Source organism: bacterium SCSIO 12741, from assembly GCA_024398055.1.
Taxonomy (GTDB): domain Bacteria; phylum Bacteroidota; class Bacteroidia; order Flavobacteriales_G; family Salibacteraceae; genus SCSIO-12741.
The window spans coordinates 1,272,431-1,285,443 of record CP073749.1; the positions used below are offsets into that span (position 1 = coordinate 1,272,431).

Consider the following 13,013-nt stretch of genomic DNA (forward strand, 5'->3'; position numbering starts at 1 on the left):
CTGGCTCTCTGAATAAGCTGAGAGTTGGATTAGGGTTATATCTCTTTTCCATTTCGATAATGAGCAACTCTCTCTAATTTATCCTGAGCATCAAAGAACTCGACCTTACCTTCTATTCTATCATCTACATGGTGATACTTTACATATCCACCTTCTGAATAGTAACCTATTGCAGGGCCCTCTCTTAGATCGTTTTGAAACATATCTTCTGATTTGAGAGTTCCATCTTCATAGTAGAAATACCAGACTCCTTCAGCCTTCCCGTTTCTATAAATTCCGTGTTTCTTTTTATTACCATTAGGATACCAGGAATTGTATTCACTATGTGGCACTCCATTTACGTAGGAATAATGGGTTTTGAGAGTTCCATCCTCATACCACATCTTAAAAGGGCCATGAGGAATATTATTTAACTCAGACCACACTCTATCTATGTTCCCATTAACATACAATTCGGTAAATTGGAGTGTATCACCTGAGATTCGAATGATCCGATGGCAGTGACCAGAACGATCGTATCTTTTCCAAGTTCCAATTCTCTCTCGATCTTTAATAGTGCCTGAATACTCCACCTCGGTGGTTGAATAATAAGACTGAAACGGACCATCCTCAACATAATGCCGATCTGTGGAATCACCATATAGTACGTCAAAGTGGGTGTAATTTCCCTTGAGATCAAAATGATAGATTGTATCTACATCCAGGTAATTCTCAGTTCGTCCTTTGCAGCGAATAAAACCATTCGAGTAGAAATAGACATAGCGTCCAGATTCCACAGTCTGTTTATCTCCGAATGGAACCCAACTTCCCTTGCCCGTATTCATATCAATAAACCAGCACCAGTTTTCATTCCTTTTTTCGGGATCATTGATAGAATCTTCATCGCATCGAACAAAGCAGAGAGTAACAAACAACACACCCAGAATGGATTTCAAAATTTGGCTTATAGACATGGCTGGATTAAACAAGGCTTAAAATTAAAGCATACCAAACATTCTTCGAGTGAAACTCTTATTCCATCATCTAAACTTTTCCAGTTTCATCGAACATCGGTCATGAATTTTCAATTCCCAATCAAGCTCTTCTCCGCCTCCTAAACTCAACCGGAGTTACTCCAAACTTTTGCTTAAATGATCGGTAAAATTTTTGTCGGTTTCCAAAACCTGAACCGATTACCACCTGATCAATGGTATCGCTGGTGGAAAGAAGGGCATCGGCCGCTCGGGTTAACCTCACTTCTCTGATAAATTCGGAGGCGGTCAATCCAAGAAGAGATTTCATTTTCCCATGAACATTGCTTCGACTCAAGGCCAATTCCCGACAAAAAGCTTCAACGCCAAAGTCTTTATTGATGTGGTATCGCTCAACAATGGATTTAGCTTGATCTAAAAACTCCTGATCCAGTTGCGACCAATGCTCCGACTTAACGGGCCTGAAGGGATTCTCCTTAAATAGCTGATGAAGTCGCTCCCGGTTTCGGAGCAAATTATGGATACTCGCCAGTAATTCATCCGGATCAAAGGGTTTGGAGATATAGTCATCCGCATCCTGATTCAATCCGGCCAACCTACTCGTTTTGTCAGCCCGAGCGGTGAGCAAAACCACGGGAATATGACTGGTTTCTCTTTTACCCTTAAGCGATTTCAGCAACTCAAATCCATCCTTCACGGGCATCATGATATCACTCACAATCAGGTCCGGTTGTTCCTGAATGGCTATTCCTTCGCCCTCCTCTCCATCCCGGGCAAAACTGAGATCGAAATGACCAGCCAACAATTCCTTTAGGAGCATCTGCAATTCGAAATTGTCTTCTACAATAAGAATCTTTTTACCAGACTTTTCGGGAAGGATCCGAATAGTTGATGGCCCTGAACTCTTTTCAATGGGCACTACTTTGTCGGCAACCTTGTTTCTGGAAATTTGCATGGGCCATTGAATAGAAAACCGCACTCGGTTTTCGGCCTGATTATCTACTTGAATGCGTCCTCCGTGAATGTCTACAATTTCCTTGCAAATGCTTAGGCCTAATCCACTTCCCGTGTACAAATCGGAATCCTCTCTAAAGTGCCTTTTGAAAATATCTCTCTGAATATTTTCATCCAATCCTTTCCCGATGTTTTCTACCTCGATCAACAACTTCTGCTCAGCATCATCAACCCGAACCCGGCAATACACCTCACCCTGCTCAGGGCAGTGATGCCAGGCATTTTTGAGCAGGTTATTTAAGGCAATATTCAAGTGGTTTCGATCCGTTTCCACATAAACATGCCTATCCGATAGAACCAGATCAAAATGAATTCCCTTTTGGTTAAACAAGAGAGAAAAGTCCGCCTTCAAATAAGCCATAAAGTCATCCAGGGAAAAGGAGACTAAAGTTGGCTTCTTCTTACTTGAACTCGATCGGCTCAATTCAAGGATTTCGTCCACCATGGTCAATAGGTAATCCGTATTTCGGAGAATGGAACGAAACAGGCCCAAATCGTTTTGTTCGGCCTTACGCATTAGTTGCTTGGCCGGTGCTTGAATAAGGGTTAAAGGTGTCCTGAATTCATGGGAAATATTGGCAAAGAGTTCTTCCTTGGCCTCAGCCAAATCGAGTTGATTTTTGGCCAAGGATGCCTTTTTATCTACTTCCAGTTTCTCGGCTTGGGCCCGCAATTGAAGGCGTTTCTTTTTCATCTGGAAACGTTGGTAAAACCAAATTCCCCAGAAGACCAGAAGAATCACCAGGATGATAATGTATAAACGGGTTAATTGTAACTCTTTTTGCTTTTGACTAAGTAGTAGCTCCTGTACCTCTTTTTGGTGGATAGCCTGTTCGAGCTTAGTCTCACTTTCTGCCAACTCCATTTCTCGCTGTAAATGGGTCAGGTTTTCCAGAGACTGTGCCCGGTGAATACTATCTGTGGAGGTTTTAAAGGCCTTATGATAAACCAGGGCTTTTTTGAAGTTTCCTTTTTGCTCGTAGGATTTGGCTAATAAATCGTAGGCTTCCTGGAGGGTTTTACTGGTTGCCACATCCTCGGTTTCTTCCAAGTAGTGCTCGAGAGCCTCAATCGCTTCGGTCCATCTACTCTGTTGAGCCCGTAGCCTTCCGGTTTGAAAGTAAAAATCAGAAGGATAGACTTTGCCGTAGCCTTCCTGATTTAACGAAATGACCCTATCCCTAACTTCCTCCGCCTGCTTCAGATACCCGGCATCCACATTAATGGCCATTTCAAGAATGCTCAGATTAACTATTCTGTCTATACCCCCTTTATAAGCCGTGGCGGTACTGTCCAAAAAAGCCAATGCCTGATCATACTTTTTTTGCTCCCGATACAATTCCGCTAACCCGATGTAGGACGAATAAAGAAATTGCTTCTTCAGTACCTCGGAAAGTTCCGTTTGAGCAAAATCGATGCTTTGCCTATACAACGACTCGGCTCGAACGTAATCCCCGGTTACTACATAAAGACTTGCCAAGGATTTTTGGGCTACGGCAGTAGAGTAATGGTTTTCTATTTGTTCAGCCAGGGCCAAGGCCTTTTGATAGCACACCAAAGCCTTTTGATAGTCTTTTTGCGATTTATATATCCATCCTAAACAAGGATAAATCGCATTAGCCTGATAAAGCTCATTTAATCGCAAAGCCGTTTGATTGGCCCGGGTCAACAATTCGATGGACTCCTCAATTTCATCAAAAAATTTGTAGCCATAATATCCTTTGAGTGTCCAATACCTTAACCTTAGCACATTACTCCCATAGAGATCTGTTTCTGTTTTCTGAAGATCGAAGTAGTATTTGGCAGAATCTATTTGTCTCATGGCCGAATAATAGCGAGCCAACTGATTATACATGGAAATTTCAAGACGCCTGGATTCCCAGGATTTAACGATTGACAGCCAATGCAACCTCATTTCAATGGGCTCGAAAATTCTGGAATAGGAAATTTTAAGACTACTTGTGTAAGCAATCCCCAAGGAATCCTGGCACTTGGAATAATCGTTCATACAGGAATCCAGTAATTCCAATCGGTCTTCACCGTCCATATCCATGTTATGAATCACGAATTTTAATAGACGCACCGATCCGATAATTTGCCAATCCCGGGTATGCAATGCATCCTCCATAAGTTGCTCAACCTGACTTTTGCTTATATCAACAGGTTGAGAATGCCTGGAAATGGATACGTCTAAATGTCGACACCTTATAGCATCGGTTTTATACCCAGCCTGGCTAAACCATTCCTCTAAGGCAGCAAGCTCTGCTTTCAATTCCATCGGATTTTTGATTTGATTCAAGCACCAAACCCGAATCAATCTACCCTTATGAGCCCCCCATTCAAAACCTATCTCCTGTGATTCCTCCATTGCCCGATTAGCATAACTGAGTGAGGAATCTACCTGAATGTTCTGGTAACATTGAGCGAGGTTTAGAAGGGTATTAACCCGAGCCTGCTCACTTTGACCAACTAAAGCCTGTTTTAAGCTATCGGCATGGGCTTGTTTGAAGAATTGTGCAGATGCGAATTGGGAAAAAAGCAGGATTGCCAGGACTGTAACAAGGCGTTTTACGATCGACATATTCCGGATAAATTTAAGGTCAACACTGGGTAAAAAAGGTGATGCAGAAACCTGCAATCACCTAAAAATGGGATTCTCCTCATCTAGTTAATTGGAGGTCTGAAAATAAAAAAACCTGCTCTTTTCCTCGGCAAAATTTGCTTCTCCTCTCCTGAAATCAGGCAATGAGAACCTAATGTTACAAAATTTGAATCTAACGTTACAGGCCTCAACCAAACGGTACATTTTTAGAACATTTCAGTGCACTCTTACTGGGTAGAGAATGATTCTTTTGGAACAGGATCAGGGCTCGTGAACATCAAAATAGGGTAGCTCCACTATTAGGGCGTGTTCACGGAGTCGGATGACCTCTTCTTCGTTTCTAATCATAAATCAAAAACTAAATCTTATGAAAAATTTCATCCTTAGCACATTATTTTCAATTCTCGCACTGGGCGTTTTTGCGCAAACTGAAGTAACCCTCGAAAACGCCACCGAATGCGACTATGTGATTCGATTGCGCGCAGTACCTATAGGAAATTGCAACGGTCCTTCCTACGTTACAACCTATTCCATTCCGGCTACTCAAGGAGTAGTGGCCACTGCGCCAACAGGATACGAGTGGGTTGATGGTCAAATCTCCTCGTTTCCAATATGTAGCACGCCTGTAAGCCTATTCATAGGCACACCATCTGGTGTTGGGAGCTGTGCATCTTGTACTTTCGGTACTCAAACCTATGACTCCGGATATGACGGCTGTTGCGGCGCAAACGTAAAAGCAAAGTGGAGCTGTAACTCCTCCGGTGGTTTTATTTACATCGATTTTGACTAAGAATTTCATAGACCGTTATAGCGAGGTCTCACCATTCTGACTTAGGGTAGAGTCCTAAAAGGAAATACCGATTAGAGCTTTAGCCACTCCACTATTTATCGATTATCCCAATTTAGGAAGAGGTCATAACATCGTTAAATAAGAATCCTTGCCGTAGATTCTACGGTGAGGATTTTTTGTACCTCTTCGAACCCAATTTCGGGTATATCCATTCACCTTAAAAAGTGTTCCATTATCATTCAATTAACCAGTTAGACTTACCTAAAAACATTCCAAATTCCGTCCCCTGAACCAGAGCCATAAGCTCCTGGACACTATTTCACCCACCCGTGTCTGACTAACGGTGCGGGTTTCGCGACCTGTCAGTCCTGGGAATTTGAATATCTTCTAAAGTCTTCTGTCATATTTTATTCTTCTATCAGATTCGAGTTCGAGATTTGAGGTATTGTACCTATCCATCTCGAAACTCAGGTTCACTTTTTTTGTCGGGGTGGAAGGATTCGAACCTTCTCAGCTATCAGCACCAGATTTACAGTCTGGCCCGGCTCTCCAACTCCGGCGCACCCCGTTTTAAGGCATAAAAAAACCCCGGTCTAATATTCTTGGACCAGGGTTTTCATTTGTTTTATGGAAAAATCAAATTACATCATGGTCCAGTGTTCGGGTAATATCCTGCGGCCAGGTCTATCATGCAGATGCCTGATTGCTCGCCGTGGAAATCCGGAAGAACTTGTGCTATTTGACTACTTAATTTCACTTTAACTCTTTTTAGGAACTTTCAATTCCGCTGCAAATATCTTGTAAAGAATTCCTGAAAACCAAATAATTTCTTGAATTTCTAATGAATCGAAAAGGGCATTTGGTGCTACAGAAAAGCATTTTTATAAGCCCCTTTTTATTGCGCAAAAAGACTGCATCCTTAGTTTGGATGTTTGTCGGTTTTCCTTTTTTAGCCTACCGTTAAAACACCATCACCACCAATATCAAGAGGCTATAACTTTATGATTCTATCCACCCGATTTTACGGCACGATCAAGCCGCTTCATAATTATTCGAATTAGTTTCGATCCTACTCTATTCAGACTTTTCAGAAATGGTCAATTTCCAATAAATACCTATTTCGCCAGAACCTTTTCTTGGTAATTCAGCATAAAAAAAGCCCGAACAAATCATTGCCCGAGCCTTTGATGATCGATAGCGTTTTCTGTTAATCAGAAATAAGAATATCCTGAGTCATTGAAATGGAATAAAACCAGTCATCTGACTTAGGAATAAAAAACACGCAGGTAACAGACCATTTTTGACCATTATAGGAGTCTGGCACCACTCCGTCGACACCAATAACGCTGTCTGTACATTGCGGTTCGGTAGCTGCTCCTGTAGCGATAAGGGCATCTTCCTGTTGATCAGTTGGGTAGGCAAAAATCGCGCTGTAGACAATGCTGTAGTCATTATCCAGAATTTGGCATTCGGCAGATGCGTAAAGCTGTCCATCGGCAAAGTCTACGTCGAAATTTTCGATTTTGGCAATAGGATTGCTGTTCGCATTGAGCTCTTCTTTTACCTTGTTTCGGTAATCATCTAATAATGCACTTACATTTTTCATACGTTTAAGGGTTTGAGTGAATAAAAAATAACACCGTAAACGTATAGCGACTCTGAACTATCGAAAAGGGCAGAAATGACCATTTTCAAAAACCATCATTTCTACTAAGAATAGGCTTATTTACTTATAAGTTGAGCTCGGAAAAGTCAGGAGTTAAGCGAAAATTCTACCCTTGGTTATTTGGGATTTTGAATCATCTTCAGCGTTAGTCCGCCCAGAATTAAGATGACCAGAATCATAACAGCCCACAACCATTTTTGATCGGTTATTAAGGGGTTCAATTGTTCCTTTTCTTCTTTAGGCTGCACCTGTTCTTCTCCTACACCAATTTGCTCCTTTACCTCACTCACCGTATCTGAAAAATGAGCGATGTCGTAACTGGGGCTGGAAGCTTTGGACCAGCCATAAACCAAAAAGTAATCGGCAGGTTGATCGATTCGGGTAATCAAGGTATTGACATGAGAACCTACCCTTTTTACCTGAAGTGTAAGAGGCGCATTGTCCCTATTTTCAACCAATACTTGTACGCGACCTGTTACCTGCATGGGAAATTCGTAGCGGTTTTCTTCCAGTGAACTAAGGACACCTGCCGTTAAATTTCTATAACGATATTTCCACCCCTTCTCTGTCTTAATGCTATCTCTCAAACACTTAATGGTAACCTTTCTGTGAAAGTCGTAATCTTCGTAAGCCCCTAATTGAATAAATGATATGGGGTACTCTTCGTCCAAATCAAATTCCAGTAGACTCCTTTTTCCTTCAGCCGAACTGGATGTAATGGATTGGGGTTCAAAATTCCAGTATTTCCCAGATTCCGATCCAGCCTTAAAAGCCTCTACCCGGACCTCAGTTGGCTTCATTCCCTGAATTCTCAACCGCAAAAAACGATACTTGGCAGTCGGAAATTTCAGCGTGGTATACCGGTATCGGGTTTGATCATTCTGAATAGCCAGGATGCGTTGATCCTGAACAATGGAGTACCATTCCTTCTGGTCCTGACTTCCTTCTACATCTACACGAGCATCGAAGTTGTTTTCGGATAGATTTAACTGAAGCTGATTTACTTCCAACGAATCGGGCATGGACAAGGTGAGGTATTGACTGCCCTCCCGAGTTGTGGCATTCAACTCTTTAAAGCTGATCCGATCTAATTTCCCTTCCTCTTTCTTCTCCCTAAATAAGTACGGAGCTTCTACTGTATCTCCAGCTGCATTAATTCCATAAATCCGGATGTCGCTCCAATGGGAGTTTAGGTTCTTGAAAATTTCGGGAGGCAGCTCCACTTCATTCCACCCCTTATCCAGATTGGCCAAGGCTCTTTTGTAGGTATACTTCTCCATTTGAGCATGCGTCAAGCCAATCCACAATACACCTATGAGCGATGCAATAACGGTCTTATTCATCGGGAAAAATGATTTGTTTGTACTTGTTGTAAAGGAAAGACATAATTAAGAGCAGAATCCCAAGGGACACAAATACGACGGTTTTTGCCAGCGTGTTGAGGTGAGCAATATCGTAAAACACCAATTTGATAAGGATAACAGCAAACCACACCATGGCAGCAATTCTGAGATGGCGTTTCTTTTTCCAAATTCCAAATCCTACCAAAAGCGCTGAGTAACAACCGGAAAGAATGCTTAGGCCTAATTTGTAATTATGTGCCACTCCGCCAACATCCATCCAGGTTAGCAATTCACTGCTCAATACCCAAAGAATGGTCCCATGAACAACTATTTCCAGGGCCTGATCCATACGAAGTTTCATGTAAGGCTGCTTAAGTAAGCGGTGCGTGATCCACAGCATACCCGCAATAAGAACAATGCTCAAGTAACGCAACATCATGTTTTCAGGACCGTGAATGAAATTGCTATCAGCAGCAGGTCTCAAGTAACTTTCCCGCAACTCGCTCAGTTCATAAAGGCCAGTGGTTAGGAAGAGTAAAAGCAAAAATCCATTGATGATTACGTTGACCATTCCGAGATCCATTTTCTTGTACCAACGCAAATTGACCCAAGTAAAAATAGAGGCAAAAATCAAGGAGTAGTGAAGCAACCAAAGAGATTTGAAACCTCGAATATCTTCATCCCCAAGGTAGCGAATGGGGCTGTCGGGCCACAATGGATTTTCTACCGAAGTGGTCCAATAGAGGCGATCAAAGAAATAACCAATCTCCAAGAAGAAAGAGGCAAAAAGAGTAATCACCAGAGCACCGGGTAAGCCATAACTCAACAAGGATTTCAAGGTGATATCCTTAAAGGCTGAAGGCGCCACGTGTTTGGACAAATGCACCCTGTTAATCCAAGCCAGACAGCCAACAAATAGCAGCGAACTCAGCATTTGCACATTGAAAACCGGCATGAAGAATTCGGCATCTTTCTGCCTTACAATGTCAATGTAAGTCGATCCCCAATCCTCGAGTAGACTGGCAAATGCAAGCATCATTAACAAGTAGGATATTCCCTCGTAAAAAGGAATCTTTCTTTTCCGACCGAGGGTAAACAATAGACTTGCCTGACCAATCCAGAGCAGGGTCACCCAATTTCCATCCAACTGAACCGGTATAGCCAAGGTAAGGAATAGCAAAACCATTCCAGTGATCATGTAAAACAGGTTTCGATCTCCCTGCTTGCGGCGATATATGATCCAGGCCACAACGAAGTGAATAACCCCATTCAACAAGGTAAACAAGCCCAAATAGGGTCTACTGGATGAATGATCATCCAATACCATGTAGCCGAAACCAAAGAACAAGAAGGAATTGACCGATACCCAAGCAATATCCGAGTACTGAAATTTTTCCTTCTTAAGCAGCTTGTAACCCAAAAATGTAGCGTAGAAAATGGCAAAGAAGACAAAGCCAAAAACGAGGGCAATCCAATCTTGACCCGAACGCATTTCGATTACTGCCCAACTGGAATAAATCAACCACGTGAGCACGAAAGCCACCACATACAAAGCTTTCCAGTATCGCCGTATAGCTATGACCAGAATACCGGCATTAATCAACGCCATATAGGTAAACAGAATCTCGACCTGCCCTGAGTTATTGCTCAATAGGAAGGGAACAGCGTAGGCCCCAACCAGGCCAATGTGCGCAATAATCTGCCGGTTGTAATGTATCGCTGTAAATACCGTAAACCCAGTGTATATCACCATGAGCGCAAAGGCCAGCATTCGCGGTATAAAGTCATAAAAATCGTAGGCGGCATAGGTATCAAAATAGATGATTGCCATGGCACCACTGACCAATACAGCACTGTAATTGTGGTACTTATTCTTGAGTTTAAAACCCACTCCAATCAAACCAATACCCACGAAAAAGGCCATAATAACCCGGGTAAGAGGATTAATAAGGTCGTGATCAATGGAATACTTAACTCCGATTGCCACACCGATTACGGTAATCACAATTCCAATTTTGTTGATGAGGTTCTCACCTACAAACTTCTCGAGGTTAGACCTTTTGGCTTTTACGGGCTCCGTTTTTGGGGCCTCGGCCTGATCATCCATTGGACGCTTACCCACTTTCCAATCCGACATTCCCTTTTCGCCATCCAAATTCAGAAGAGGAACAGGTTCGGGCTCTTTTTCCCAAGTCTCCGATTTCTCTTCTTGAGTAGGTTCTTCTGCGGGGTCTTCTATAGGAGTTTCTACCGGCTCAGCATCCGATTTAAGATCGGGATCCACCGTTTCAGCAGGTTCAGGTTCTGCCCATTGCAAACGATCTAATTCCCGTTTGATTTCTTCCACCGATTGGGAAAATTCGGCTTGTTGACGGAGAAGAGCATCCAGCTTTTTCCGTAGCTCTTCTATGCGGTTTGGATTATCTGCCATAGGCCTTTGATTTTAGGTCGTTAGCACCATTGGTCACCGCAAGATATTTGGTTTGCCCTGATAATGAAACGTTTGCTTGTATTTTTTAACGTTTGAGAAATTGGACTTTACTCCTCCTTCTCCTTGCGAATGGCCAATTTAAATCGGCTGGTCAATTCAATTTTTTGTAGCAGTTCAGGCTTCTTTTTATGGAAGATATATCCGTTGCGAGTCACCTTATTTTCAAGTAGTTCCTGCTTTTCGCTTTCACTGATGGTAATTCCTTTGAATTCATACGGAAGTGTAAACTTGCACCCCTTTTTCCAGTCGGAACAACCCCAGGCTTGTTTACCGGGTATGAGGTGACCGATTTCACATTTGGGGCAGGCATCTTTTCGGGGTCGGTAGCCTTGTTGCTTTACCTGCTCGGTTAGATCCGTCACCATTTCATTCAGTTCCTTTTTAAACAACTGAATGTCGTATTCTCCTTTTCCGATGTCTGAAATCTTCTTTTCCCAAACACCAGTTAGTTCCGCTGATTTGAGTAGGTCGTTTTCGATATGATCGATCAGGTTTTGACCTACAGCCGTAGCCAGGATTCTCTTCTTCTGACGGACCAGATATTTCCGAGCAAACAATTTCTCAATGATGTTAGCTCGGGTAGATGGTCGACCGATTCCGTTTTCCTTCATTAAGTCGCGAAGTTCTTCGTCATCCACCAGTTTTCCAGCCGTTTCCATAGCCCGTAATAGAGAGGCTTCAGTAAAATAACTGGGCGCCTTGGTATGCTTGCTTTGCAACTCCGGAATGTGGGGACCTTTTTCTCCTTTTTCGAATACCGGCATGACTTTCTCTTCATCATCAGCAGGTTTCTCAGCTTCCTTTCCGGATTCAAACACCACCCGCCATCCTGGATCGAGCAATTGTTTTCCGGTAGCCTTAAACTCTGGTCGGGAATCCATATCAATTTCGCCCAGTACCGTGGTATTGCTCACCTTGCTATCCGGGTAAAACGCAGCGATGAAACGACGGGTAATGCGGTCGTATATTTTCTTTTGTTGGTAGGTCAATCCCACAGAAGAAGGATTCTCTCCAGTAGGAATAATGGCATGGTGATCAGTCACTTTTTTGTCGTTGAACACCTTGCTCGATTTGCGAATAGGCTTGCCCAATAACGGAGCGGTTAGCGATGAGTACGCGGATAGACGACTTAAAATCCCTTCAATTTTGGGATACTGATCATTAGGAAGATAAGACGTATCCACCCTCGGATAGGTAATCAGTTTTTGCTCGTATAGGTGCTGAACCGCATTGAGTGTTTCTTCGGCGGTGTATCCAAATTTCTTATTGCATTCTACCTGAATGGAGGTCAGATCAAACAAGGATGGAGGTGTTTCTTTTCCTTCCTTTTGGGTGTAGGACATGATCTCGAAGTCAGCTTCTTTGATCGACTCAACCAATTCCTCTCCTTTCGCTTTTTCAGAGATCTTTCCTTGGGTAGCCGAGAATTCAACGTCCCGATAAACCGTTTTGATTTCGAAATATTCCTCCGGAACAAACCGATCAATTTCACGCTGCCGCTCCACCACCATGGCCAAGGTAGGCGTTTGCACCCGGCCCACTGAAAAAACCTGCTTCGAAGCTCCAAACTTGAGGGTATAGAGCCTGGAAGCGTTCATTCCCAGCAGCCAATCTCCAATAGCTCGGGCCGTTCCAGCCGCGTATAAGTTGTTGTAATCTTCTCCGGGCTTTAGGTTTCCAAACCCTTCTTTAATCGCTTCATCAGTCAGGGAAGATATCCAAAGGCGCTTTAGGGGTTTCTTGCTTTTGGCTTTAGACAGAACCCAGCGCTGAATCAATTCTCCTTCCTGGCCGGCATCCCCGCAGTTGATGACTTCCTCACATTTTTCTACCAGAAAAGCAATGGTATCAAACTGCTTTTTAACTCCTGAATTCGGAATCAGCTTAATCCCAAAGTTGTCCGGTATGATGGGTAGAGTCGGCATACTCCACGATTTCCAGGAGTCATTGTAATCCGCCGGCTCCTTCAAAGTACAGAGGTGCCCAAAAGTCCAGGACACCCAATAGCCATTTCCCTCCCAGTAACCATCCTGGCGCTGGTTTGCTCCCAATACTTGGGCAATATCTTTAGCCACACTTGGCTTTTCTGCGATACAGAGCTTCATGTTTGCGGGGAGGGTCAAAAATCCAAAACCC

7 protein-coding genes and 1 tRNA gene are annotated in these 13,013 nt (G+C 43.1%); 1 reads left to right on the top strand and 7 read right to left on the bottom strand.

Annotated elements, in window-relative coordinates; translation table 11 throughout:
• Positions 1 to 35: 35 nt before the first annotated feature.
• On the bottom strand, positions 36 to 935 hold the full coding sequence (locus KFE98_05305; GenBank protein UTW63569.1) for a toxin-antitoxin system YwqK family antitoxin: 900 nt from the start codon (positions 933 to 935) through the stop codon (positions 36 to 38).
• A 139-nt stretch (positions 936 to 1,074) separates the two neighbouring features.
• Positions 1,075 to 4,566 (bottom strand): response regulator, encoded by a 3,492-nt coding sequence (locus KFE98_05310; protein UTW63570.1) that lies wholly within the window; start codon positions 4,564 to 4,566, stop codon positions 1,075 to 1,077.
• A gap of 388 nt (positions 4,567 to 4,954) precedes the next feature.
• Between KFE98_05310 and KFE98_05315 the strand changes: the two genes are divergently transcribed.
• A complete protein-coding gene (locus KFE98_05315; protein UTW63571.1) occupies positions 4,955 to 5,377 on the top strand; it encodes a hypothetical protein in 423 nt (140 codons plus the stop codon).
• 485 nt (positions 5,378 to 5,862) lie between these two features.
• Here KFE98_05315 and KFE98_05320 read toward each other — a convergent pair.
• The 5 genes from KFE98_05320 to KFE98_05340 form a co-directional block, all read right to left on the bottom strand.
• Positions 5,863 to 5,945, bottom strand: a tRNA-Tyr gene (locus KFE98_05320).
• Between the two features lie 639 nt (positions 5,946 to 6,584).
• The gene (locus tag KFE98_05325; GenBank protein UTW63572.1) at positions 6,585 to 6,983 is read right to left on the bottom strand and encodes a hypothetical protein; all 399 of its coding nucleotides are present in this window, start codon (positions 6,981 to 6,983) and stop codon (positions 6,585 to 6,587) included.
• A gap of 176 nt (positions 6,984 to 7,159) precedes the next feature.
• The gene (locus KFE98_05330) at positions 7,160 to 8,386 is read right to left on the bottom strand and encodes a DUF3999 family protein (protein UTW63573.1); all 1,227 of its coding nucleotides are present in this window, start codon (positions 8,384 to 8,386) and stop codon (positions 7,160 to 7,162) included.
• Positions 8,379 to 10,817 (bottom strand): DUF2339 domain-containing protein, encoded by a 2,439-nt coding sequence (locus tag KFE98_05335; protein UTW63574.1) that lies wholly within the window; start codon positions 10,815 to 10,817, stop codon positions 8,379 to 8,381. Before KFE98_05335 ends, KFE98_05330 begins: the two co-directional genes overlap by 8 nt.
• Positions 10,818 to 10,924: 107 nt before the next feature.
• Positions 10,925 to 12,982: a DNA topoisomerase 3 gene (locus KFE98_05340; protein ID UTW63575.1), complete on the bottom strand. Its 2,058-nt coding sequence runs from the start codon at positions 12,980 to 12,982 to the stop codon at positions 10,925 to 10,927.
• Positions 12,983 to 13,013 lie beyond the last annotated feature (31 nt).

Excerpts from the sequence above, each read along its gene's own strand:
- KFE98_05335 (UTW63574.1), bottom strand. The coding sequence starts at position 10,817 with ATGGCAGATAATCCAAACCGCATAGAAGAGCTACGGAAAAAGCTGGAT.
- KFE98_05325 (UTW63572.1), bottom strand. The coding sequence starts at position 6,983 with ATGAAAAATGTAAGTGCATTATTAGATGATTACCGAAACAAGGTAAAA.
- KFE98_05310 (UTW63570.1), bottom strand. The coding sequence starts at position 4,566 with ATGTCGATCGTAAAACGCCTTGTTACAGTCCTGGCAATCCTGCTTTTT.
- KFE98_05315 (UTW63571.1), top strand. The coding sequence starts at position 4,955 with ATGAAAAATTTCATCCTTAGCACATTATTTTCAATTCTCGCACTGGGC.
- KFE98_05330 (UTW63573.1), bottom strand. The coding sequence starts at position 8,386 with ATGAATAAGACCGTTATTGCATCGCTCATAGGTGTATTGTGGATTGGC.
- KFE98_05340 (UTW63575.1), bottom strand. The coding sequence starts at position 12,982 with ATGAAGCTCTGTATCGCAGAAAAGCCAAGTGTGGCTAAAGATATTGCC.